This is a genomic window from Dolichospermum sp. LEGE 00240 (assembly GCF_015207875.1).
Taxonomy (GTDB): Bacteria; Cyanobacteriota; Cyanobacteriia; order Cyanobacteriales; family Nostocaceae; genus Dolichospermum; species Dolichospermum gracile.
Genome location: NZ_JADEVZ010000010.1, coordinates 38,278 through 62,286, shown reverse-complemented (window position 1 = coordinate 62,286; position 24,009 = coordinate 38,278). Strand labels below are relative to the sequence as shown.

Sequence of the window (24,009 nt, the reverse complement as noted above, 5' to 3'; positions counted from 1 at the left end):
TTCTTTGAAATTATAGCAAATCGCTGAAAGTATAGCAACCTCGTTGATAAATAAAAAAGATTATCAATTAATTATTAAGGAAATATAAAGGCAAATCACTAAAACTTATAAATATCAAAAGTATTATTAATTTTATATAATTCAAGCTTATCATACAGCTATTATGAATAATCTATCTGATAAATAGCATCTAGGATAAAACTAAGAGCATATTATTAGATTATAGTTGGGCGATAGCGAAGTGCTATCCAATCCTGTGGGATGGGCATCTTGCCCGTCCTTGTATTATTAGCGGGCTTTTCGTCCCGCACCACAAGAAATTTTGGGATATCTTTTTAATTGGAAGTCTCTAATAGCCATTATACTACATATTAATACTTAAGCTTACTGGTAATTTATGTTATTTATTTAACTATTGTTAATGAGATTTTGGAAACTTACGCATATTACATAATGAAGTACGGAAAGTCAGGGTAAAAAAATTTTGCTTTGCTTATTGACTTCTATTCCTAAAAAGTCTATAGTTTTTAACGAAGTTAATTGCAAATAATTTGCAAAAGTGTTGAAAATAATTCTTATTGGAGTAAAAAAATGGTAGTGAGTGAAAAAAGCTTTTGGGGTGTTGGAGGCGGATTGTTAGCCTTGACAGGAATGGCTTTGAGTAGTTTGGGTTCTATGCAAATAGCCATAGCTAAACCCTTGCAAAATCAACCAGCACCACGCTTAATTGTTCAGAAAATCAACCCTTTAACTATAGTTTTTCCCACTCGCTCTGATTCTACTGACTTGCAAAATAAAGCTAATAATGTAGCTGCCTTTTTGTCTAAGGAATTAGGCATACCCGTTAAAGCGCAAGTAGGTGATGAGACAGCCGCAGTAGAAGCTTTAAGAGCGAATCGGGCTGATGTAGCATTTTTAAGTAGCCGTCCGGCTTTAAAGGCTGAACAATTAGCAAATTCTCGGTTATATTTGGCGGAAGTTCGTAAAAATTACTCCGGTAGATATACTTATAATTCTATTTTTGTTGTTCCTAATAACAGCCAATTAAAAAGTAAAAATTCTCCCAAAGCAACTTTAGAACAACTTAGAGGCAAAACTATTGCTTTTACTTCTCCTACATCTGGTTCTGGGTTTATTTTTCCAGTGAGTGAGTTAGTAAAACAGGGTTTCGTGCCTAACCGCGATCGCTTGGAAAACTTCTTTGGTAAAGTTAGTTATGGTGGAAATTATAGTAAAGCTTTAGATGCTGTAATTAGAGGTCAAGCGGATGTAGCTGTAGTCTCAGAATATGCTCTTTTCCCTCCCTATTTGGCTGCTGAGAATAGAGGTAAAGTCAGGATATTACATAAAATTTCTGGTGTTCCGGCTCATGGTATTGCCATTGATGATGATGTCCCAGTTGTCATCAGAGAAAAGCTAATTAATGCCTTGTTGAAGTTAAATAAATCAGAAAACAATCAATTACTAAGCGGTTTATATAATTCCACAGAATTGGTTAGGATTGATCATAATCGTCATCTTCGACCAGTGCAGGAAGCCCTAAAAAATGTGGGAATGGAATAATACTTAAAAGGTCAGCATTAAGAATTAGGAATATTGCTAATAAAATTCTTAATTCTGACGAAATTATGATTTTTTGATGAAATTTTCACAAAAGCGACTATGACTCTTGCCTCTCAAGTAATTACAAATTATCATTTATCTACAAGTAACGTGAATTTTATTCAATGTTGTCATTTGCAAACAGATTATCTTGCTTCCTTAGAACGTCCGATTTTAAATAATATTAATTGCCAAATTAATCAAGGTGAATTTGTAGTTTTACTAGGATTGAATGGGGCAGGTAAATCAACATTATTAAAATCACTTGTGGGTTTAGTTCCCTTGATTAAGGGGGAAATTAAAATTAATGGTGTGTCTGTAAGTGAGCAAAACTTACCGCAAATCCGTCGAGATGTGGGAATGCTATTTCAGGGAGGGGGCTTAATTCGCCAATTATCAGCAATTGATAATGTTTTATGTGGTAGGTTGGGGGTGAGAAAAACGGGGCAAACTTTATTCGGATTTCCGCAGCGCGATCGCACCTTAGCCTTAGAATTATTAACACAACTAGGTTTGCAAGAACAAGCATATCAAAAAACTAGTAAATTAAGTGGTGGACAACAACAAAAAGTAGCGATCGCTAGAGCATTAATGCAATCTCCACAAATACTTTTAGCCGATGAACCCACCACAGGTTTAGATGTGTTAGCCTCACAACAAGTCATGGCGACTTTATCGGAATTACATCAACAAGGATTAACTATAATCACCGTTTTACATGACTTAGCACTAGCTACAGAATACGCTCAAAGAGCGATAATTTTAGATGGCGGAAAAGTAGTTTATGATGGCAAATGTGAAAATTTACAACAGCGATTTTTATCAACTATCTAAATAAAATAATTAAAATTATCTGGAGTAATTTAAAAAACAATGAAAAAAATTTCTAGTTCACAAATTTTCCATCGTTATCCTTGGTTTATACCTTCACTTGTATTCCTATTAATGATAGGAATTTATATTTGGGCATTACAAGGATTAAAAGTTGATCTGAAATTATTAGAAGATAGCTGGCCTTTTATCACGGACTTTATTTCCCGATTATTTCCTCCTAACTTACAAGTTTTAGACATTGCCATTAAAGGATTAATTGAAACCGTACAGATGTCCGTCTGGGGAACATCCATAGGTGCAGTTTTATCCTTACCAATTGCCATAGCCAGTTCTAATAATATCGCCCCTTTATGGTTAAGATGGATAGCAAACTTACTGCAAAATGCTGTGCGTTCCGTACCTTCAATTATCTTAGGTTTAATCTTCGTAGCTGCTACAGGTTTAGGCGCACCCGCTGGAACATTGGCATTATCAATATATACTATTGGCTATCTTGCTAAATTTTATCAACAAGCTATAGAATCAGTAGATTATCATTCCTTAGAGTCTTTACAGGTAATTGGAGCATCAAAAATACAAATTGCTCAGTATGGGATATTGCCGCAAATATTACCTTTAGGATTAGGTTATACCCTATGGATGTTTGAATATAACATTCGTGCTGCTTCGGTTTTAGGAGTAGTTGGTGCTGGGGGAATAGGATTTCAATTAAAAAGCTATATAGATGGTTTTGAATATACCAAAGCCACAACCATGATGTTAGTGCTATTAGTAGTAGTCACAGTTATTGATTGGTTTAGTAGTAAATTACGCCGATACCTAGAGTCAATTTAGTATTTATCTGCGTTTATCTGCGTTTATCTGCGTTCAATTATTCCAAAAATCTTACCAATTCTTCCTCCTGACTCCTGACTGGGCGCGGGCCCCGCGCCCCTACCTACTTATTAATAAAATCTAAAATAGCTTCCGCGACAACACCAGCACAAGTTTCTGGTAAATTACTTTCTCCATGAGCAATATTATGTAACTGAACTTCGGGAATTAATCGAGCATAAGTATTACTTTTGGATATAGCAGATTGTGTATCTTGACCACCTTGCAAAATTAAGCAAGGAACGCTAATTTCCGGTAAGCGTTTTTCTAATAATTCTGCTGCTATTTCTGGTTGCTGACGATTAAAAAGTAATTGACAAGCTGTCGAAGACTGTAACAATGTTTGTCTTAATTCTAAATCCCTAGCAATTTTTCCCTCCCAACCAATCAATTTGATAAAAGGCATAATTAAGCGTAAAAATTTAATTATTAAGGGTGAACAATTAAATAACCGCCGTTTTTTTTGCCATTCCTCTTTTTTATCTTCCGCTGCAACACCCTCTGGTGATAACAATATTAAGCCAGATATTTGTTCTGGATATTTTAAAGCATAACTAGCCGCAATCCAACCGCCTAGAGAATTACCAGCTAAATAGACCTTTTCTAATTTTAAAGCTTTTAAAAAATCAGCTAAACACTCGACTTGTAAATCTATGGAATGGTGAATTTTAGGATTTGCTGATTCACCAAAACCTAACAAATCCGGTGAGAAGCAATGGATGTTTTCAGCTAATAATTCCATTGTGGATACCCATTCGCTACCATCATTCCATGCACCATGTAGAAAAACTACGGGTATTCCTGTACCAACTTCACGCCAAAACAATACCCCTTGACTAAGTTTTATTCGGGAGTTACGAAATAAAATATTCATTTATTTTAATTTACTAATTTAGTTGTCTAAGTTGTGCGATTTCCAAACCCAAAATTTTGAATTTTCCATCTTTTAGGCAAGTGTTGTTAAACCATTTAAGTAGTCTTGTAACTGACGAAAATGGTCATGGGACATATCTGGTTTTGGCAAAGAACTGGGAGGAAAAGCTTGAATTTCCATAACTTCTAAAGTATCTTTGATTGCCATTTCTCCTTGAACTTCAGCTTCAACAGTAATACAGATGGAATGAATCCGAGGATCACGATCTGGTGAAGAGTAAACTCCCACTAAACGGCGGATTCTAACTACTTCTAACCCTGTTTCCTCTATCAATTCCCGACGGACTGCATGAGGAACATCTTCTCCCCAATCCACCATACCACCAGGTAATGACCAACGACCATCATCCTTTCTCCTAATGAGGACAATCTGACCATCAGGTAAAATAGGAATAATACTTGTACCAGTAATGGGGTGGCGGAATATAATACCCAGTACCGTTTGTCCAAAATGCCATAGGCTGCGCGTGGACTGAATTATTGGTGTAAAAAAAGCAAGAATGTTCAAGTTGAAAATTACTTTGTTGTATTCTAAGTAGGTTAGCATTGAAAATCTTCGTTATGGCAAGGCAAAAGGCAAGAGGCAAGAGGCAAAAGGCAAGAGGCAGTAGTGAAGAGGGTTTGGGCGATTTTACTTTTCTTTACACAGATTGGTTTTATTGTGTTCACCTACTTACGAATTACGAATTCCGGCGTTGCTGATTAAGGGTATGAATTTTAGTCTCACGCAAAGGCGCAATCACGCTTCGTGATCTCGAAGAGTAGACGCAAAGGTAAGATTTTTAAAGGTTCAATTTGGAAATTTCATACCTCGATTCAGCAACGCCCGAATTCCAAATTCCAAATTACGAATTACGAATTACGAATTACGAATTACGAATTAATGTTGTTTCTGCAATCTGGAAAATCATTTCTTCTAATGTCCGTAATAATTCTTGCTCATTATACGGTTTAGAAAAATAAGCTTTTGCTCCTAATTGCATAGCTAACTGACGATGCTTACTACTACTACGGGATGTTAACATAGCGACAGGAATATTTCTTAACTCTGTATTATTGTTGATTCGCTCTAAAAAGCTATAACCGTCAATACGAGGCATTTCAATATCACAAATTACCGCTTGGACTTGCAGACCACTTTCTAGCTTTTCTAAGGCTTCTTGACCATCTTTAGCCTGTTCTACTTGATATCCACCTTTTTCCAGGGTTAGTGCTAGATAACGGCGGACGTTAATGGAATCATCAACGATCAAAATTATGCCTTTTTGGCGACTAGGTTGATTTACAGTCGTTACTTTTGGCGGTTTGAGGAATGCAGTTTGTAGTCTTGTTGTTGGTAATTTATTACTGATGTGGGGACGTTCATTTTTCGTGATCCACGATACTAAATCATTAGTGTTAATGAGGGGAACTACTCGACCATCACCCAGAATTGTACAGTTATTAAAACCACCGGGAAGGGGAATATTACCTTCTACTTGACGAATAGCTACTTCCTGTTCACCCCAGCAACGCTCTACTTGAACTGCGACTTGTTGATGATCATGTTTGACTATCAATACACTTATAGCATTAATGATTGGCAGAGTTTCTATTTCTAGGTTATTGTAGCGGGAGCAATTAAACTCAAAGTAACTATTGAGACGCAGTAATGGTAATTGATTGTTTTGCCAGTTAATAAATTCTTTCCCGTTTTGGGAGAAGATTTGTTCCTGTTCTAGCAAGAAAATTTCCTCGATTACGTCTGTAAAAAATGCTAACACCAAGCGATCGCTCTCAACCAATAAAACCCGCGCGACTGACAAAGTAAATGGAACTGATAAGGTAAATTTTGTCCCCACTCCAGCTTGGGTGTCAACATTCACATCTCCTCGTGCTAATTTCAGGTTGTTACGAACCACATCCATGCCTACACCCCGACCAGATAAAGCTGTTACTTGTTCCGAGGTGCTAAATCCTGGTTCAAAAATTAATGATAGTAGTTCTTCATCACTAGCGATCGCTAATAAGGAATCATCCAAACCCATTTTTAAAGCCCGGTGACGAATTTTGTCTAAAGAAATACCTTGACCATCATCACGAATAGTAATAATTGTGCGATTACTATGATAGGCTGCTTTCATTTCAATTAAACCTTGTTCAGGTTTGCCTTGATTTTTCCGAGTAATAGGATCTTCAATTCCATGATCAAAAGCATTGCGTAACAAGTGCATTAAAGGCTCGTTTAAAGCTTCCAAAATACCTCTTTCAATTAAAGTATTTCCACCTTCAATTTTTAACTGTACATTTTTTCCATACTCAACATTTAAATCCCTAATAGCTCTAGGAAAACGTTCCACCAAATCGGAAAAAGGACGCATTCTCACCTGGGTTAATTGTCTTTGTAATTGTTTAGAAGTTTTATTGAGTTTTCGTGTGATTTGGTCTGTATCGTCCACGCTTAATTGAATATCACTGGTAACTTCCGCAACTTGGACAATAGTTTCCATGACATTTTGAGATAATAAATTCAATTTTTGATAACTCTCTTGTTCTATAAAATTATTTTCTACTTCTTGATTACCATGATTATGAGTTATTATTTTTGCGTAGGCTGTTCGCAGTTCTTGATTTTCTTGATCAAGAATTTGAACTCTTTGACTGAGATTACGCACCAATTTACGTAATCTTTCCACTTGCACATTTAACCCATTACGTTGAATAATAACTTCTCCAAATAAATCATTAATTTTTTCTAAATGTTTACTAGGAACTCTAACTGTATTTTCCTGGTTTTCCCTTTCTTTAGGTAGTGAATTAATATCACTTTTACGTTCAGTATATTTATAATCTATGGGGAGATTTTCCGAAGTTGATACTCTATCAGCACTTGCTGGAGATAGTTCAACATTTTCTAAGAAATCAAAATCAGAAACAAATGACTTATGCACTTGCTGATTTGATAAAATCGCAGGAAGATCATGAATAACTTCACCAAAATCAATTCTATTTGGTAAATTACCTCGTTGATTACTTAATACTAAAGTTTGAGATTGCCGCCATGCTTTTAATGCTAAATTAGCAATTTCTAAATAACTATCAGGGTGAGTTTCTAAATAATGGCTAACGGATTGACATAATTGGGTAAAAGCTGTTAATTGCAGCATTTCTCCTAACCCACCCAACTCAGTTGCCATCATTACCAACTCTGCTCTTAATCCCGATTTATTGCTATTTTTTAATCTAGCTTCTAGGTGTTGTAAATACTCTTCAACTTCAGTTTCAAATAATAAAGGGATAATTTCTGTATCATTTTCTGATGATAGCAAAGTTGTAATATTTTCTGGAGTCGGTTCACCTAAACGCTCATAAAGTTCGTTAAAAACTGGATAACAAGATTTTCTTAACCAACTATCATCCAGATTATTACCCTTTGCCAATAACTCAACAATCTGTCGTAGCCAATCAACACTAGATAGTAATAAACTTTGTAAATGAGTATCAAGTTCCAAAGAATCTTTTTGAGTCTTTAAGACTTTAAAGGCATCTTCCAATTTATGAGCTAAATTACTTAATACGCGAAATCCCATCATTGCTGCTCCACCTTTAATAGAATGGGCGGCTCGCATTGCAGCGTTAATATGTTCTAATTCAATACGTTTACTAATGTCAATTTCCAGTAATACCCCTTCTAAAGTATTGAGGTAATCAGTTGCTTCTTCCAGAAATTGCATCTGGATTTCCAATTCTTTATCTTTAGTCATTAGTGATTAGTCCTTAGTCATTATTTATTAAGTAGGTTGGCGTTGAAAATTGTCGTTATGGCAAGGCAAGAGTCAAGAAGTTTTCAGCGATTTTACATTTCTTTACACAGTTTGGTTTTATTGTGTTCACCTACTTAATTCAGAACAAATGAGAATATTAATTAAAAGGGAAAGTCTCAATAGTATCTTTTAACTCTTGAGAAATATCTACTGCTGTTTGTAACGATTGGGAAACTTGACGCGAATTATGAGTATTACGTGCTAATGCCAGAGTAATATCCTTAATAGTTTGACTCACAATTTGTGATGTTTGAACTTGAGATTGAGTAGAACTTAAAATTAACCGGACTAAGGTATCTACTTGCTGGGATACATCAACAATTTGTCGTAAATTATCTTTGGCCTTTTCAATAATATTCCTGCTTTGGGTAACTTGATTAGTTCCCGTTGTCATTGTTTTTAATACTTCACCTGTTTCTCGTTGGATTTTGACAATTATTTCCTCAATTTCTTGAGTAGCGGCGGCACTTCTGGCGGCTAATTCGCCAACTTCTTCAGCTACCACGGCAAAACCTTGACCTTCCTCTCCGGCTCTTGCAGCTTCAATTCCCGCATTAATTGCTAATAAATTAGTTTGCATGGAAATTTGATTGATTATAGAAACCACACAGGAAATTTGTTGAGAAGAGTCCCCTAAACGTCTTACTTTTTTAGTAACTTCATCAACTGTTTCTTGGACACAGAAAATATTTTCCAGTGTTAAATCCATATCTGCTCCAGTTTTAGTGGCTGTATGGTTAGCATCATTAGCAATGGTGACAGCTTGCTGTGCTATATCAGCGATAGATTGAATAGCAATGGTCATATTTTCAATAGTTTCTAAGCTTTGGTGCATTTTTTCAGGTTCTATAATTGCCTCTGTGGTGAATTTTTCTAAATAAACATTTACTTCACTAATAGCTTGTTGAATTTGATTGACAATTGGCTGAATACTATCCTGGAAATTCTGGATTTCTAGAGAGTCTTGATGAATATTTGTTTGACTATGAGCTTTCAATTTTCTGATCTCTACTAGCAGATGAGATTGTTCTAAAGCATAGCCAATTTGTGTAGCAATTTGGGTTAAAAAATTAATTTCTCCAACTTGCCAAACATGAGGATGATGACAATGATGAGCAATCAAGAATCCTTGAATTTCTCCATGACTTAAAATCGGTGCTGTTAAACTACTTTGTACAGAAAATTTCTTTAACCATTCGATATAACTACTGGTTAAATTTACCTCTTGTTTAATGTTTGATATGGCCTCAAATTGATTACTTTTCCCAAGTTCTCGCCAGTGAGAATCATTGTTATAGACACCGAGCATTTTTTGACAATCATCAAGTACCGATTCAGCAATTACTTTGACAGATTGCGTTTTCCGATGGAGTTTATAAACGATGACTCTATCTGCTTTGAGAACATGAATAACTTCAGAAATTGCTGTTTGATAAATAGCTTCGGACTGAAGATTTAGCCGAATTTTTCTAGTCACCTCTAGCAGTAATTTTAGCCATTCAATTTCTCTTTCTTGATCTTCTTGTTTGTTGACTACGCTTAGATGTATTTGCTCTTGAATTTCCTGAGCTTTTCCTATAGACGTATTCGCAATTTTAGCATTAATCCGCTGACTTAACCAAGCTACAAGCAACGTCATTAATAATGCAATTAATGATGTTGTACTAGCAGTTAAGGTTAAAAATTCTCTTTGTTGCTTAAAGGCGATCGCTGTATCTTTTTCTATGATTAATTGCCACTTGCTCTCTGGTAAACCTGATATCTTGGAAAATGGTATATAAGTAATAAGTTGCTGGTTTTGATTATTTTTGGCAATGGCTGTAAATGTATCAATATTTTTGGTATTCAAAACATTTGTTAAACTCGGATATATATTTACGAGTTTTTCACCAAATATATCTTGATAGGAACTAATTAAAATTTTTCCTGCTGCATCTAAAAAATAATATTGATGATTCTTATCTATATAATTTTGTATTACTTTTTTTAAAGCCTTCAGAGGTATACGGGTTCTGACTATACCAATAGTATTACCCTCCACTGCATCCTTAATTGGTGCAGCTATATAAATCACTGTACCGATATTTTCAACTATTTCTGGTTGACTAATAATAGGAGTATTTTGTTTAACTACCTCTTGAAAATAGATAAGTTGTTTTTCTGGACTTAAAGATTCTCCTGATGATTGCATCATCACTTGTCCATTCAGATCAAATATGGCTACACTATCATAAACATGACTATTTTTGATCAAGCTATCTAAGGAGACTTGTGTTTCTATATTAATTGTGCTGGGATCAACTTTCGATATTTGCCTAGATTTTTCTGCTATTGCTTTTTCTGTATCTTGCATCGGACTTGAAAAAGATATATTAGATAGGATCTGAATATCTCCATAGCGTTGTCCAATAAAGTTATTAACTTTATCACTTAAATTAATTGCTGTATTTTCTTGGGATGTAATAATTTGCTTTGTAATTAACTGACTACCAAACATATAAGCGATCGCCCCAGTTCCCACAACTGGTAAAGTACCAATAGCAATAGTGATAGACAAAATTATAGATTTGGTACTTAACTTAAATTGTCGCAAATATTCTAATCTCTCATACCAAGACCTCTGATCACTGGAACTTTTTCCTCTATTATCAACAACTTTAGTTGGAGAAATTAAAGATGCTTGATTTTGAGAATTGCTACTTTGTTTGATATCAGTCTTATTCAACATATATTCCTCGCACCACATCTATAAAATAAAAAGTTACCACTTTCTTTGAGTATTAATTATTAGTTAATACAAAAAACATCTGAACTTAAAATATGTACTGCATTTAATACCAATAAAATTTCTTCTTGTTGTACCACACAACCACATAAGTAAGGTACTAAACTAGATGCTACTTGTCCCACAGGAGAACGGATATCATCAGCGATAAACTTGGTTGTACCTTTAATTTCTTGAACAACTAAACCTAAAATCATTGATTCTATTTGAATAACAATAATATTATACTGACGCAATCGGTGGTCAAGACATTCTAGATTAAACATCCTCGGTAAATCAACCACCCAAATTATATGACTGCGCCAATTCATCAATCCTAATATACAAGCAGGCATATTCGGAATAGCCGTAACCGATGTCACAGGTACAATAATTGCTTCCTGCGTATGAGCAATGGATAAAACAGCACCAGTTTGTTGATTAAGTTGAAATTTGAGATAGCCATCTTCTCGACTATTATGTATGGCTTGATGGTTAAAGTCAATTTGCAACTTTTTCATAAATAAATATTATAGGACTTACGCACGCTCACTAATTTACCATGATATGAATGAACGAAATTGCGTCGTTTTCGGCTTTGGGAATAACTTATTGAGTAGGGTGCGTCAGATAGAGGGAATCTGTTTTTTTGTCAAAATATCGTGTCTGACGCACCCTACAAGGGATAAAATTTACCTCGCATATTTGGGGAATCTTGTCAATGCGTAAATCCTATTCTCTATTTTCTCTATCTCATATTTTGCTTTTTCTCCGCTTTAGGATCACGATTAGCTACAGCGGCTAATTCCGCATCCATTAAGGTTTTTCCGGTGGCTGCTAGGTAAACATCATCTAAACTAGGACGAGATTGAGCGATACCAAAAATTGGTAAATTGGCATGATTTAACACCTGTTGAATCGTGATTAAAACGTCATTTTGCGGTGTAACTACCAAATTTAGGGAGTTACCCTGGGCGCTATTGATGATGATTTCTTGGACAAAAGGTAAGGCTGCTAACAGGTTTTTGGCGGTTTCGGCTTCTTCTAGAGGTGAAAATTCACGGATTCTCAAGGTGATGCGATCGCCCCCCACCTGATCTTTTAACTGAGAAGGTGTACCATTAGCAATAACTAAACCTCTATCAATAATTGCCACCCTGTCAGCTAAAGCATCAACTTCTTCTAAATAATGACTGGTAATTACCACAGTAGTTCCCCCAGCCCGTAATTGCCGCAAGAAATTCCAGACTACAACCCGACTTTCAATATCCAATCCTACCGTTGGTTCATCTAATACCAACACATCCGGCGCATGAAGTAAACCAGCCGCTAAATCTAGCCGTTTGCGTAAACCACCGGAATAAGTTCCAGTTTTTTTATCTGCGTATTCTTGTAACCCCAGCAAATCCAAAATAGTATTAATTCGCTGTTTAATCACCGCACCAGGAAGGTGATACAGCGCCGCTTGTAACTGTAGTAACTCCCGTCCAGTTAGCACCTTATCCAAAGCTACCTCTTGGGCTACATAACCCAGCTTTTGCCTAGCTAATTTGGGGTGCTTTAAGACGGAAATGCCAGAAACTTCAATTTTCCCAGTATCAGGCGTTGTTAGGGTGCATAAAGCCCGGAGAGTGGTCGTTTTCCCCGCCCCGTTAGGTCCAAGTAACCCAAAGATTTCTCCAGGTTGGACTTGAAAGGAAACATCCTGGACTGCAACTACATTACCGTAGCTTTTTTTAAGATTTTCGATCAAAACAGCGGCAGTCATGACAGCTATAATCCTTAACTATACAATTCGCAACAATCTATCTTTTATTGTACAAGTTAGGCGATCGCCATGATGAGTTGAATATTTCATTTTCAGATAATTTTCAGTACAGATTTAGCCAAATGATCAACTATAGGGATAAGCACATCTCTACCGTTATTGTTGATACTCTAGCTATACAGTACGGCTATCAACTTGACTTATTTGATTTATTTTTGAAACTATATAGTCAAAGAAACAGGTATAAATTTAGTACAATTTTGAGATACACCCAAGACTTGAGGAGTAAGTGGTGGAAAGTGCTGTAAGTTTATTAAGTTATAATCAAGAGATGGACTGGGAATGTCAATAATATATTTTGAACTTCTCATTCGCAAGCGGCCTGTTTCATTACAAGGAAAATCAAAAGGACGTAATGAATGGAAAACTTTTGTTCGTTCTGAAGCTCAAAAGGTTTGGACAGGTGGCAGTCCAATTAAAAATGTTAATTTACAGTTAACGCTAATTTATCTTTGTGATGATAGTCCACCTGACACCGATAACATTATTAAACCCATTCAGGATGCACTCAATGAGTTAGTTTATGAAGATGATGGACTAATATCAGATGTAGAGAGTCATCGTCGGTTTTTATCTGAGCCAATTGATATAACAAATTTACCTTTATTATTACAGGAAGGTGTCATCATTGGCGAAGAGTGTGTTTATGTCAAAGTAAGTGAATCTCAAACATTGGAAAAATACTTATGATAGACAATACTAAAAGTTTACATGATGATAAAGTTGAATCTTTGATCAAGCAGTATCGTGATCAAGGATTTACTGTTATACAAAACCCGAAAGCAGATCAATTACCGTTTGATTTGGATAATTATCAACCCGATATTCTGGCTACGAAGAATGAAAATGAATCTGGTTTAATAATTGAAGTAAAAACCAGCATTAGTCCAGTTTCAGTTGAGCAGTTACAATCTGTAGCAGAAGAAGTAAGTAGACATCCAGGCTGGCGTTTTTTATTGGTAACACTTGAAGATATACAAGCAGAATCATTACCAGGAACATCGGAAGAACTACCTTCCTGGGAAGAAATAGTTGACCATTTTAGTCAAGTTAGCAAGCTTATTGAAAATAATAATATTGAACCTGCTTTTCTTTTTCTCTGGAGTATTTTTGAAGGAGCATTAAGAAAAAGATCATTGGATGTATCAATTCCTATTGAACGTTTACCATTCATAAAATTGCTAAGATCAATGTACTCTTTGGGAGAGTTATCAATTTCTGAATTTGATAGTATTCAAGCTTACCTAGAAAAGCGCAATCGTCTGGCTCACGGTTATATTCAGAAGCTAGATTCGGAGGTTTTACCTACGTTTATAATTTTGGTTGTTAAGTTATTGATAGAATGGATTTCTCATATAACTGAAGAAATAGCAATTTTACAGGTTTTCGGGCAAATTATGGTTAGTATGACCGAAAATACTCAGGAAACTACAGCACAAAGGAATCAGAAATTTCAAGAAATATTAGTTTCTGTGTTAAACGACGAACCAACAGAAAAAAAAGATGAAATATTTGCAAAGATTAAGCACACATTGGAAAAAGTAGAAGGAGGAACTAATTTTTTCAATGAAGTTCAACACTTATCTGATGAGTCTTGCGATTTTTCTACTGACTCTAAAAATCAACAGCCAAACAAAAATGAAATAGTTTTAGATGATAACGCACAAATAGCACTTGATACTTTACCAACTCAAGAGAAATACAAGATTAGTCATGCTATTAGTTGTCTAGAAAAATTTCCTGATTGTTCAGAAATTGAAGTTTCTCAACTGAATTCAAGCTCAGATAATGATTTTATTGCCAAGGTAGGAATATATCGAATCATTTTTGAAGTTCAATCCAAAAAAGTAACTATTATTGATATAGTTAATTACAAACGGATTGAAATGTTATATGGATTATTAGAAAAGGCTAAAGTATGAGAGGTCTAGATTCTTTTGATATAGATATTAAACAGTGTTGGGTTGAACTTGAGGAATTTGAAAATCTACTGCGTAATAATAAGGAATTAAATGAACGGAAGGATATACTTCCTTTTTTCAAAGAAAGACCACATTTATCAGCCTGTATTGGGTGGTATGCTCCTGATAACTTTTGCAACCAAATAAAACATGAATTTACATTATTTGGAGATTTTAGAGCCGATTTAGTTGTTGGTGATTGTGTCAATAATATTTACTGTTTTATTGAATTTGAAGATGCTACAAAAGATAGTATTTTTATCAACAAAGAAAGAAGTACATCAGAGTGGTCGCATAGATTTAAAGATGGATTTAGTCAAATCATTGATTGGTTTTGGAAAATTGATGATGTTAAGAATACTTCTCAATTTCGTTCTATTTTTGGAACTGAGAATATAGAATATCAAGGTATTCTTGTTATAGGTAGAGATGAATTTCTTAGTGAGCTTGAAAAAGCTAGATTGAAATGGTATTTAAATAGAGTTGTAGTAGACTCACGCAAAGTAATTTGTAAAACATTTGATCAATTAGCTAGAGATATAAGAAATAGACTTTCACGGTATCCAAAGATTTTATGAAATTACTAATTTTACCCTCTTCTTTGCGTCTTTGCGCGAAACAAAAATAATATAAAAACACCCAACTAAAAACATGGAACTCTACTTAATTCGTCATGGTATCGCCGAAGAACATCAACCGCAACTAAAAGACGAAGAACGACAACTCACCCCAGAAGGAAGACAAAAAACCGAGAAAGTCGCTCAAAGATTGGCACAGCTAGAATTACACTTTGATCTCATTCTCACTAGTCCCCTAATTCGCGCTTATCAAACAGCAGAAATACTCATTGCGGCTGGACTGAGTTCCCAATTAGAAACATCAGATCATCTGAGCTTTGATGGTAATATTCAAAATTGGTGGCAAGAATGGCTTCAACCCAGAAAATATCCCCAGAAAACCAAACTAGCATTAGTCGGTCATGAGCCTAGTTTAAGCCATTGGGCAGAAATTCTCCTGTGGGGAGAAGCAAAAGAGAGCCTCATCCTCAAAAAAGCAGGTATGATGGGAATAAAACTACCAGATGATGGTTCAGCTTGGGGTCGTAGTCAAATGTTTTGGTTGACACCACCCAAGTACCTGCTGTAATAGTTGTTGCATCTGCAATTATTGTGGTGAAAATAGTCTCTGGTGAGTTAGCGTGAGCAGATATTTTACAAAGTAAATGGTGTTGCCATGACGGTATGCGAATACAAGCCTGGTTTAGAAGGCATTCCCGCAGCCCAGTCGAGTATTAGTTATGTAGACGGGCAGAAAGGAATTCTAGAATATCGTGGTATCAGGATTGAGGAATTAGCCGAAAAAAGTACATTCCTAGAAACTGCATATCTGTTGATTTGGGGTGAATTACCAAACGAGGAAGAACTAAAAGCATTTGAGCATGAAGTTCTCTTCCACAGACGCATCAAATACCGCATTCGGGACATGATGAAATGTTTCCCTGAAAGTGGTCATCCGATGGATGCACTTCAAGCCTCGGCTGCTGCTTTAGGTTTATTCTATTCTCGTCGGGATTTACATAATCCGGTCTATATTCGGACTGCGGCTGTGCGTTTAATAGCGACTATTCCCACAATGGTAGCAGCATTCCAGTTAATGCGAGAAGGTAATGACCCAGTTAAGCCTAGAGATGATTTAGGCTATGCGGCTAACTTCCTGTATATGCTCAACGAGAAAGAACCTGATCCTTTAGCAGCCAAAATCTTTGATATCTGCTTAATTCTTCATGTTGAGCATACAATGAATGCTTCTACCTTTAGTGCAAGAGTCACAGCTTCTACATTAACTGATCCCTATGCTGTCGTTGCTAGTGCTGTAGGTACATTGGGTGGTCCATTGCACGGTGGAGCGAATGAAGAAGTAATTCAGATGTTGGAAGCGATCGGTTCTGTAGAGAATGTTGTCCCTTATGTGGATGATCTTCTCAAACGCAAAGCTAAAATTATGGGCTTTGGGCATCGTGTCTACAAAGTCAAAGATCCCCGTGCGACAATCTTACAAGGCTTGGCAGAGCAGTTGTTTGAGAAATTTGGCTACGACGAATACTATGAAATTGCCGTAGAAATGGAACGGGTAGTTTCGGAAAAACTAGGTGGCAAAGGGATTTATCCTAATGTTGACTTTTATTCCGGTTTAGTGTATAGGAAGATGGGAATTCCTACGGACTTGTTTACACCAGTATTTGCGATCGCTCGTGTAGCTGGTTGGTTAGCACACTGGAAAGAACAACTGGTAGAAAACCGGATTTTCCGTCCTACCCAAATTTATAACGGTCGTCATGAAGTCGCTTACACTCCCATTGACCAACGTTAACTAACAAACAACTCAACTCTAGATTTTGGATGTTCAATTCAAGTCCTCCGATGGACAGATTGATAACTGTCATATCTACCATCGAGGCTTGTAGTCCAAAATCACAACTCCCTCCAATTGACAAATTTACAACAGCAACCAAGGGCAGAAAATCAGACAATTTGGATACAATAGACAACCGTTGCTAACCTGGAAGCGGCTAGTACAACACGGCGTAAATAAATCAACCATTATCAATCGCCAAAAAGCTTGCTCAGTATTAGTTTTGACTTTTGACTTTTGACTTTTGACTTCCGCCTTGCGGTACTAGTTTGTCTTGTTTGATGACTTAATGGCGAAACTTTTGCCCATTTTCCCCACTCACCAATCATCAATTCCCAATCCCAACCATAAGTAGAAGTTGTCTTGTGGAGTCTCATGGAGAAAACCATCCAAGGATATACTAAACTCATGACTTGGCCAAGGTATGGAACTGCAATCGAGCATCATCTCAGCAGAGATTATTACTAAAGCTGAAGGACAAAAGATGAAGATGTAAGTAATTTCATCCTTCATTGTTCATCAGAACGTTGACTTAAAGAGCAGCAAACATGAATCCAGGAATTGACCTTCAAGGAACTTTTATTCAATCTGTCAAGGACTTAGGCGTACCTCCAGGCGCGGCCAAAGCCCTATGGATGCCATTACCAATGGTGTTGATGCTCATTGGGGCTACAGTAGGTGTTCTAGTTGCCACATGGCTAGAACGGAAAATTTCCGCGGCGGCACAGCAACGGATTGGGCCTGAATACCAAGGACCCTTCGGATTATTAGTGCCTGTGGCAGATGGTCTGAAACTGGTATTCAAGGAAGATATCATCCCCGTCAAAGCCGATCCTTGGCTATTTACCATCGGACCAATTATTGTCGTTTTGCCAGTATTTCTGTCCTATTTAATTGTGCCATTTGGACAGAATATCATTATTGCTAACGTTGGCATGGGCGTGTTTTTATGGATTGCCTTATCCAGTATTCAGCCCATTGGGTTATTAATGGCAGGTTATGCCTCTAATAATAAATACGCATTGTTGGGAGGGTTGCGGGCAGCAGCGCAGTCCATCAGTTATGAAATCCCTTTGGCACTGAGTGTACTAGCGATCGCCATGATGTCCAATAGTCTTAGCACCGTTGACATCGTCAATCAGCAATCTAACTTTGGTATTCTCGGCTGGAACATTTGGCGACAACCATTAGGTTTCGTAATCTTTTGGATAGCCGCCCTAGCAGAATGCGAGCGCCTCCCCTTTGACTTACCAGAAGCCGAAGAAGAACTAGTCGCAGGGTATCAGACCGAATATTCAGGCATGAAATTCGCCCTCTTTTACCTCAGTTCCTACATCAACCTGGTACTGTCTGCCCTATTAGTAGCAATTTTATACCTTGGTGGTTGGCATTGTCCTATCCCCCTGGAGATGATCACTGGTTGGTTAGGAGTCAGCGAAAGTGACCCAGCCATTCAGGTAGTCACGGCGGTGATAGGCATTACCATGACCGTGATTAAAGCCTACTTACTAGTATTTCTTGCCATCCTCATTCGTTGGACAGTACCACGAGTACGGATTGACCAATTGCTAGACTTAGGATGGAAATTTCTCTTACCAATAGGCTTGGTAAATCTCCTCTTAACCGCCGCCTTCAAACTAGCCTTTCCCGTCGCCTTCGGTGGGTAATGGCTAAGGGGTAATGGGTAATGGCTAATAGGTAATGGCTAATGGATCAGTATTCTACCAATTACCAATTACCAATTACCAATTACCAATCACCTGACAAAAGTAGAGTCATAAACAATGTTAAAGTTCCTCAAACAAGTTGGTGATTACGCCAAAGAAGCAGTCCAAGCAGGTCGTTACATTGGTCAAGGATTATCTGTAACTTTTGACCACATGAGACGGCGACCTGTTACCGTCCAATATCCCTACGAAAAATTAATTCCTGGTGAAAGATTTCGCGGTCGCATTCACTATGAATTTGACAAGTGTATTGCTTGTGAAGTCTGTGTGCGTGTTTGTCCCATTAATCTTCCTGTCGTTGACTGGGAAATGGACAAAGGCACGAAAAAGAAAAAGCTCAAACACTACAGTATTGATTTTGGAGTTTGTATCTTCTGCGGCAATTGTGTGGAATACTGTCCCACCAACTGTTTATCCATGACAGAAGAATATGAACTAGCCACTTACGATCGCCATGAACTTAACTACGATAGCGTAGCCCTGGGACGTTTACCCTATAAAGTTACAAACGATCCAATGGTGACACCACTCCGCGAACTTGTTTACCTACCTAAAGGCGTAATGGACCCTCACGGAGTCCCCGCCGATGCCCCCCGTGCAGGTTCTCGTCCAGAAGACCTAGTAGAAACAGAAAAATAATTAATTATTAGTCATTAGTCATTAGGAAAGATAATTTACAACTGACAACTGACAACTGACAACTAACAACTGACTAAGGACAGAAAACAGTGAATCTATCAGAAGGAGTACAGTCTGTATCACTTGGCATTCTTGGTGTAATGATGATTGGGACAGCACTCGGTGTAGTGTTATTCTCTAACATTGTTTATTCCGCTTTTTTGCTGGGAGGTGTATTCATCAGCATGGCGGGAATGTACCTGTTGCTAAATGGTGATTTTGTCGCATCAGCACAAATCCTAATTTATGTTGGTGCAATTAACGTTTTAATTCTGTTTGCCATCATGTTGGTAAACAAAAGACAGGATTTTTCACCATTGCCTAGTGCGGGATTACGAAAAGTATTTACAGCTTTAGTCAGTTTTGGACTATTTGCGCTGTTAAGTACAATGGTATTAGCTACACCTTGGGCTTATACAACCAATCCCGTAGTTAATCAAAATTCCATAGTTGTCATTGGCGAACATTTCTTCAGCGACTTTTTGCTACCCTTTGAATTAGCTTCCGTCCTTTTGCTAATAGCGATGGTAGGCGCAATTATTTTGGCGCGTCGGGAATATCTCCCTGACCAAGTACCAACCACTGAACTACAACAAACAATTTTAACCCTACCAGAACGCCCCAAAGAACTCATCTCCACTGGTAGCACCACTGACAACTAACAACTGACAACTGACAACTGACAACTGACAATCATGCAACTCCAATACTTTTTATTACTAGCCGCCGCTTTGTTCTGCATTGGGATTTATGGCTTAATTACCAGTCGGAACGCAGTGCGGGTACTCATGTCAATTGAGTTATTGCTAAATGCCGTTAATCTAAATTTAATGGCATTTTCCAACTTTCTTGATTCAACCTTAATTAAAGGTCAGGTTTTTACCGTTTTCGTGATTACCGTCGCAGCAGCAGAAGCAGCAGTAGGTTTAGCGATCGTTCTGACTATTTATCGCAACCGCGATACCGTTGATATGGAGCAGTTTAATCTTCTGAAGTGGTAATAGTTAGTGCAACTCAAGCAGGTAATCATTGCTTATAAAGCCCGAGATCCCCAGAGTAAACGCTGGGCTGAACTCTGTGCTAAACAACTAGAAAATCGCCAGTGCCAAGTATTGATGGGACCTAGTGGGCCAAAAGATAACCCTTACCCGGTTTTTTTGGCCTCTGCTAACCAACCAATTGATTTAGCGTTGGTACTCGGTGGTGATGGTACTGTTTTAACTGGCGCTAGGCATTTAGCAGCAGCCGGGATTCCCATTCTCGGAGTCAATGTAGGCGGTCATTTGGGGTTTTTAACCGAGTCAGTAGATGAGTTTCAAGATCCAGAAATAGTTTGGGACAGGCTGTTAGAAGATCGTTATGCCATCCAACGGCGGATGATGTTACAAGCAGCGGTATATGAAGGAACTGGCTCAAATTTAGAACCGGTGACTGAAAGTTACTTGGCTTTAAATGAGTTTTGTGTCAAACCCGCTTCTGCTGACAGAATGATTACCTCAATTCTGGAAATGGAAATTGATGGTGAAATAGTAGATCAATATGTGGGAGATGGGTTAATTATTTCTACTCCTACAGGTTCTACTGGCTATACAGTTTCTGCCAGCGGACCAATTATTCACGATGGGATGGAAGCAATTACCATCACTCCCATTTGTCCCATGAGTCTTTCTAGTCGTCCTCTGGTTTTACCCCCTGGTTCGGTGGTTAGTATTTGGCCTTTGGGCGATTATGATTTAAGCACCAAACTCTGGATGGATGGTGTTTTATCTACTTCTATTTGGCCCGGACATCGTGTTGATGTGCGAATGGCTGATTGTCGCGCTAAGTTTATTGTCTTACGGGCAAATAATTCATATTATCAAACATTGCGGGAGAAGTTACTTTGGGCGGGAACGAGAGTTCGTTACAACAATAATCACCGCAATTGATGTTTATGTTTATTTTCTAAACTTTCACCCTGTCACGCTCGTAATTCTCAATCAATTTTCGCCCCCAATTGCAATTTATTTGGGGGTTTTTTATGTCTACTCTTACTGGCATTATTCAGAATAATGGGACTGTCTTTGTTGGGCAATCTATAAATCTCAAGTAATTTTTCAGCAAACCCTATCTACACAAAAAATGCAAAAAATCGTCTAATTAGATACAATTTATGAACATTAGAAGAAGTTTTGGAGAATAATATGGTCTTATTAAAAGGCTTTGAGATTGAGATGTACACTGGTACACCTCAAGGTGACATTGTGGGACTATCGGACAAAATTATGTCCGATTTAGATGGATTTATGCGTGAACCGGATAGCCGGAATGTAGAGTACATAACTCAGCCATATATTAATTATGACAATTTGCTGTGTGCTTTATTGCGTCCTAGAAAGACATTGCGGGATTATCTCCAAGGTTTAGATAATTATACTTTGATACCGGGTAGCACATTATCTTTGCAAGGAAGCCAACGCTTTTTCCGTTCTGACCCCACGAATCCCTATCATGATTACATTGAACAAACCTATGGCACAAAGGTAGTTACAGCCAGCGTCCATATCAATGTTGGTATCAGTGACCCAGAGGTATTAATGCGTGCCTGTCGGGTCATCAGAATGGAAGCACCTCTATTTTTAGCTATGAGTGCCTCTTCTCCTTTCCTGGATAGTAAAACCACTGGTTATCATTCCACTCGCTGGGGATTATTTCCCCAAACTCCTGATTATGTTCCCTTATTTGCTAGTCATGCTGATCATATTCAATGGGTAAATGAACAATTGTCCGCTGGAACAATGCAAAATGTCCGGCATTTGTGGACATCAGTGCGTCCAAATGGCGATCGCCGACCTTATGATCTCAATCGCTTAGAATTGCGAATTTGTGACTTAGTGACAGATCCTATTGCCTTGTTAGCGATGACAGCACTGCTGGAAGCGCGGTTAATCCAAATTATTGACAACCCCAGTATTGATCCTTTAACTCAAAGCCCATTTTCTCCCGAAGAACTGATTACCTTAACCAGAAGCAACGAAATGGCTGCCGCTACTGACAGTCTGGATGCAAGATTACAGCGATGGCAAGATGGTAGCAGTATCCTGGCTAGAGATTGGATAGCACAAATCTATCAAGAAGTTTGGAGTATCGCCAAACAACAGGGCTTTAGTTGTTTCTTATCCCCTTTACAAAAAATCCTGCGCGAAGGCAACGAAGCTCAACAATGGCTACAACTGCATAAAATAGGCGTTGATATTCAGCGTGTAATTGCTCAAGCTATTATTGCCACCCAAGAACGGGAAGCCGAACTAGAAAGCAAACTATGTTCATCTGTGAGGCAATAGGTAAGGGGCAAGGGGCAAGGGGCAAGAGGCAAGAGGTCATTGGTGAAAACGATTCTTATTTCTTCTTCCTCCTGAACTCCCGAACTCCGAACTTCTGACTCCCGACTCCTGCTGAATGATTTAAAAAAATAATCACAGGGAAATACTTCGTACATATTAAAAAAAACTATATATCGCCTCTACATTTTGGTAGATTTTTAGACAGCAAGAAATTCCCTAATATATAATTTAGAGTTGAGAAAGATGCCCCAGATAGTTTTAGTCAACCCACAAATTCCTCCTAATACTGGCAATATTGCCCGAACTTGTGCCGCTACAGGTACGGAATTACATCTAGTTGGTCCGTTAGGATTTGAAATTAGCGATCGCTATCTCAAACGAGCCGGATTAGATTATTGGCCTTACGTTAAATTCCATTATCATAATTCCATAGAAACATTTCAAAACGTACATAAACAACGTGGAGGTAGATGCTTAGGTTTTAGCGTTCGTGGTAATTTTAATTACATTAACTTTGAATTTCAACCGGATGATTGGCTACTCTTTGGCAGTGAAACAGCAGGATTACCAGATCCCATTCTCTCCACCTGTAACTCCACCTTATATATTCCCATGTACGAACCCGGTGTGAGGAGCTTGAACCTATCAGTCAGCGTGGCTATAGGTTTATTTGAATGTCGTCGTCAGTTGGGCTATTTACAATAATTCATATTCACCAACAGAAATTTAGAATTATGTGATAGAAACATATTGATCAGAATCAATCATACCAGAACCCTTGAGAATAATGTTGTATAAAATACATAAACAAAAGATCAATCATGGTAAATACAGATAAAACCTGCTAACATGACATAAGAAATTTGTATAGATATTTTCAGGGTGATCTAACTACCAAGGATAGATTTTAGTTAATTCTCAGCCTATGACTCAAAAAAGCCAAAACTCCCAAACACCTTGACTCTCAATGAATTGGACAACATTGTATCCAGAAATACAACAAAATAATGCAAAAATTGCCGATGTTGTATACGGTTGTTTTCTAGGGAAGAATAAAAGTAAAGTCTCGTATTGATAAAACGGATTTAGTCAAAAAATCTTGAAAACGTCTACAGCGGGATCATTGCTATTGTAGAAATCATCCCAAATAATGAGCTAATAGAGACAATAGACCTAGGCAAGTTATGATATTTGTTTAGTTCTGTCTTTTTGCCGCAGAATGAGTGAGGATGACTCTCAACAGTGAAAATTTTTAGGTTGTGAGGAGTGAC

The 24,009-nt window shown here is 37.5% G+C and carries 22 protein-coding genes; 15 read left to right on the top strand and 7 right to left on the bottom strand.

All coding sequences use genetic code 11. The features are described 5' to 3' along the window. The first annotated feature begins 591 nt into the window (after nucleotides 1-591). From IQ226_RS05395 to phnE, 3 genes are all read left to right on the top strand, one after another. The gene (locus tag IQ226_RS05395) at nucleotides 592-1,563 is read left to right on the top strand and encodes a phosphate/phosphite/phosphonate ABC transporter substrate-binding protein (RefSeq protein ID WP_193893025.1); all 972 of its coding nucleotides are present in this window, start codon (nucleotides 592-594) and stop codon (nucleotides 1,561-1,563) included. A 99-nt stretch (nucleotides 1,564-1,662) separates the two neighbouring features. Beyond that, a complete protein-coding gene (locus IQ226_RS05390) occupies nucleotides 1,663-2,436 on the top strand; it encodes a phosphonate ABC transporter ATP-binding protein (protein ID WP_193893022.1) in 774 nt (257 codons plus the stop codon). Between the two features lie 39 nt (nucleotides 2,437-2,475). Next, a complete protein-coding gene (gene phnE, locus IQ226_RS05385) occupies nucleotides 2,476-3,270 on the top strand; it encodes a phosphonate ABC transporter, permease protein PhnE (RefSeq protein ID WP_193893019.1) in 795 nt (264 codons plus the stop codon). Between the two features lie 103 nt (nucleotides 3,271-3,373). Here phnE and IQ226_RS05380 read toward each other — a convergent pair whose 3' ends face one another. The 6 genes from IQ226_RS05380 to IQ226_RS05355 form a co-directional block, all read right to left on the bottom strand. Next, complete coding sequence (locus IQ226_RS05380; protein WP_193893016.1) at nucleotides 3,374-4,183, bottom strand: alpha/beta fold hydrolase; 810 nt, start codon at nucleotides 4,181-4,183, stop codon at nucleotides 3,374-3,376. Nucleotides 4,184-4,255: 72 nt separating this feature from the next. Continuing rightward, nucleotides 4,256-4,750: an NUDIX hydrolase gene (locus tag IQ226_RS05375; RefSeq protein ID WP_193893055.1), complete on the bottom strand. Its 495-nt coding sequence runs from the start codon at nucleotides 4,748-4,750 to the stop codon at nucleotides 4,256-4,258. A gap of 358 nt (nucleotides 4,751-5,108) precedes the next feature. Then, nucleotides 5,109-7,985 carry a response regulator gene (locus IQ226_RS05370; RefSeq protein ID WP_193893013.1) on the bottom strand — a complete coding sequence of 959 codons (2,877 nt, stop codon included), beginning with the start codon at nucleotides 7,983-7,985 and terminating at the stop codon, nucleotides 5,109-5,111. Between the two features lie 157 nt (nucleotides 7,986-8,142). After that, nucleotides 8,143-10,773 carry a methyl-accepting chemotaxis protein gene (locus IQ226_RS05365; RefSeq protein ID WP_193893010.1) on the bottom strand — a complete coding sequence of 877 codons (2,631 nt, stop codon included), beginning with the start codon at nucleotides 10,771-10,773 and terminating at the stop codon, nucleotides 8,143-8,145. Between the two features lie 59 nt (nucleotides 10,774-10,832). After that, nucleotides 10,833-11,330, bottom strand: a complete 498-nt coding sequence (locus tag IQ226_RS05360) for a chemotaxis protein CheW (protein WP_193893007.1) — start codon at nucleotides 11,328-11,330, stop codon at nucleotides 10,833-10,835. A 227-nt stretch (nucleotides 11,331-11,557) separates the two neighbouring features. Continuing rightward, on the bottom strand, nucleotides 11,558-12,577 hold the full coding sequence (locus tag IQ226_RS05355) for an ABC transporter ATP-binding protein (RefSeq protein WP_193893004.1): 1,020 nt from the start codon (nucleotides 12,575-12,577) through the stop codon (nucleotides 11,558-11,560). A gap of 342 nt (nucleotides 12,578-12,919) precedes the next feature. On the opposite strand from IQ226_RS05355, the gene IQ226_RS05350 reads away from it, so the two are divergent. The 5 genes from IQ226_RS05350 to IQ226_RS05330 all read left to right on the top strand — a co-directional run bounded on the left by IQ226_RS05350 (nucleotide 12,920) and on the right by IQ226_RS05330 (nucleotide 16,968). Further along, the gene (locus IQ226_RS05350; protein ID WP_193893001.1) at nucleotides 12,920-13,327 is read left to right on the top strand and encodes a RusA family crossover junction endodeoxyribonuclease; all 408 of its coding nucleotides are present in this window, start codon (nucleotides 12,920-12,922) and stop codon (nucleotides 13,325-13,327) included. Further along, on the top strand, nucleotides 13,324-14,559 hold the full coding sequence (locus IQ226_RS05345; RefSeq protein ID WP_193892998.1) for a hypothetical protein: 1,236 nt from the start codon (nucleotides 13,324-13,326) through the stop codon (nucleotides 14,557-14,559). Before IQ226_RS05350 ends, IQ226_RS05345 begins: the two co-directional genes overlap by 4 nt. After that, nucleotides 14,556-15,176 carry a Shedu immune nuclease family protein gene (locus tag IQ226_RS05340; protein ID WP_193892996.1) on the top strand — a complete coding sequence of 207 codons (621 nt, stop codon included), beginning with the start codon at nucleotides 14,556-14,558 and terminating at the stop codon, nucleotides 15,174-15,176. Before IQ226_RS05345 ends, IQ226_RS05340 begins: the two co-directional genes overlap by 4 nt. 73 nt (nucleotides 15,177-15,249) lie before the next feature. Further along, a complete protein-coding gene (gene sixA / locus IQ226_RS05335) occupies nucleotides 15,250-15,744 on the top strand; it encodes a phosphohistidine phosphatase SixA (protein ID WP_193892992.1) in 495 nt (164 codons plus the stop codon). Nucleotides 15,745-15,831: 87 nt separating this feature from the next. Next, nucleotides 15,832-16,968 (top strand): citrate synthase, encoded by a 1,137-nt coding sequence (locus IQ226_RS05330; protein WP_193892989.1) that lies wholly within the window; start codon nucleotides 15,832-15,834, stop codon nucleotides 16,966-16,968. Between the two features lie 360 nt (nucleotides 16,969-17,328). On the opposite strand, the gene IQ226_RS05325 is transcribed toward IQ226_RS05330, so the two are convergent. After that, nucleotides 17,329-17,523, bottom strand: coding sequence for a hypothetical protein (locus IQ226_RS05325; RefSeq protein ID WP_193892986.1), 195 nt, complete (start codon nucleotides 17,521-17,523; stop codon nucleotides 17,329-17,331). Nucleotides 17,524-17,558: 35 nt separating this feature from the next. On the opposite strand from IQ226_RS05325, the gene nuoH reads away from it, so the two are divergent. The 7 genes from nuoH (at nucleotide 17,559) to IQ226_RS05290 (ending at nucleotide 23,443) form a co-directional block, all read left to right on the top strand. After that, the gene (nuoH, locus tag IQ226_RS05320; RefSeq protein WP_168643844.1) at nucleotides 17,559-18,677 is read left to right on the top strand and encodes an NADH-quinone oxidoreductase subunit NuoH; all 1,119 of its coding nucleotides are present in this window, start codon (nucleotides 17,559-17,561) and stop codon (nucleotides 18,675-18,677) included. A 117-nt stretch (nucleotides 18,678-18,794) separates the two neighbouring features. Further along, on the top strand, nucleotides 18,795-19,376 hold the full coding sequence (gene ndhI, locus IQ226_RS05315; RefSeq protein ID WP_096670315.1) for an NAD(P)H-quinone oxidoreductase subunit I: 582 nt from the start codon (nucleotides 18,795-18,797) through the stop codon (nucleotides 19,374-19,376). 89 nt (nucleotides 19,377-19,465) lie between these two features. Further along, complete coding sequence (locus tag IQ226_RS05310; RefSeq protein WP_193892983.1) at nucleotides 19,466-20,077, top strand: NADH-quinone oxidoreductase subunit J; 612 nt, start codon at nucleotides 19,466-19,468, stop codon at nucleotides 20,075-20,077. 33 nt (nucleotides 20,078-20,110) lie between these two features. After that, a complete protein-coding gene (gene nuoK / locus IQ226_RS05305) occupies nucleotides 20,111-20,416 on the top strand; it encodes an NADH-quinone oxidoreductase subunit NuoK (protein ID WP_015080280.1) in 306 nt (101 codons plus the stop codon). Between the two features lie 6 nt (nucleotides 20,417-20,422). After that, a complete protein-coding gene (locus tag IQ226_RS05300; RefSeq protein WP_193892980.1) occupies nucleotides 20,423-21,343 on the top strand; it encodes an NAD(+) kinase in 921 nt (306 codons plus the stop codon). A 255-nt stretch (nucleotides 21,344-21,598) separates the two neighbouring features. Beyond that, nucleotides 21,599-22,738, top strand: a complete 1,140-nt coding sequence (gene gshA, locus IQ226_RS05295; RefSeq protein WP_193892978.1) for a glutamate--cysteine ligase — start codon at nucleotides 21,599-21,601, stop codon at nucleotides 22,736-22,738. Nucleotides 22,739-22,981: 243 nt separating this feature from the next. Further along, entirely contained in the window at nucleotides 22,982-23,443 is a 462-nt protein-coding gene (locus IQ226_RS05290; protein WP_193892974.1) for a tRNA (cytidine(34)-2'-O)-methyltransferase, read from the top strand. Nucleotides 23,444-24,009: the final 566 nt, after the last annotated feature.

Coding starts and splice junctions, on each gene's coding strand:
- IQ226_RS05370 (WP_193893013.1), bottom strand. CDS start 7,985: ATGACTAAAGATAAAGAATTGGAAATCCAGATGCAATTTCTGGAAGAA.
- IQ226_RS05340 (WP_193892996.1), top strand. CDS start 14,556: ATGAGAGGTCTAGATTCTTTTGATATAGATATTAAACAGTGTTGGGTT.
- sixA (WP_193892992.1), top strand. CDS start 15,250: ATGGAACTCTACTTAATTCGTCATGGTATCGCCGAAGAACATCAACCG.
- ndhI (WP_096670315.1), top strand. CDS start 18,795: ATGTTAAAGTTCCTCAAACAAGTTGGTGATTACGCCAAAGAAGCAGTC.
- IQ226_RS05390 (WP_193893022.1), top strand. CDS start 1,663: ATGACTCTTGCCTCTCAAGTAATTACAAATTATCATTTATCTACAAGT.
- nuoK (WP_015080280.1), top strand. CDS start 20,111: ATGCAACTCCAATACTTTTTATTACTAGCCGCCGCTTTGTTCTGCATT.
- IQ226_RS05350 (WP_193893001.1), top strand. CDS start 12,920: ATGTCAATAATATATTTTGAACTTCTCATTCGCAAGCGGCCTGTTTCA.
- IQ226_RS05395 (WP_193893025.1), top strand. CDS start 592: ATGGTAGTGAGTGAAAAAAGCTTTTGGGGTGTTGGAGGCGGATTGTTA.
- phnE (WP_193893019.1), top strand. CDS start 2,476: ATGAAAAAAATTTCTAGTTCACAAATTTTCCATCGTTATCCTTGGTTT.
- gshA (WP_193892978.1), top strand. CDS start 21,599: ATGGTCTTATTAAAAGGCTTTGAGATTGAGATGTACACTGGTACACCT.
- IQ226_RS05355 (WP_193893004.1), bottom strand. CDS start 12,577: ATGACTGCCGCTGTTTTGATCGAAAATCTTAAAAAAAGCTACGGTAAT.
- IQ226_RS05365 (WP_193893010.1), bottom strand. CDS start 10,773: ATGTTGAATAAGACTGATATCAAACAAAGTAGCAATTCTCAAAATCAA.
- IQ226_RS05325 (WP_193892986.1), bottom strand. CDS start 17,523: ATGAAGGATGAAATTACTTACATCTTCATCTTTTGTCCTTCAGCTTTA.
- IQ226_RS05330 (WP_193892989.1), top strand. CDS start 15,832: ATGACGGTATGCGAATACAAGCCTGGTTTAGAAGGCATTCCCGCAGCC.
- IQ226_RS05290 (WP_193892974.1), top strand. CDS start 22,982: ATGCCCCAGATAGTTTTAGTCAACCCACAAATTCCTCCTAATACTGGC.
- IQ226_RS05380 (WP_193893016.1), bottom strand. CDS start 4,183: ATGAATATTTTATTTCGTAACTCCCGAATAAAACTTAGTCAAGGGGTA.
- nuoH (WP_168643844.1), top strand. CDS start 17,559: ATGAATCCAGGAATTGACCTTCAAGGAACTTTTATTCAATCTGTCAAG.
- IQ226_RS05345 (WP_193892998.1), top strand. CDS start 13,324: ATGATAGACAATACTAAAAGTTTACATGATGATAAAGTTGAATCTTTG.
- IQ226_RS05360 (WP_193893007.1), bottom strand. CDS start 11,330: ATGAAAAAGTTGCAAATTGACTTTAACCATCAAGCCATACATAATAGT.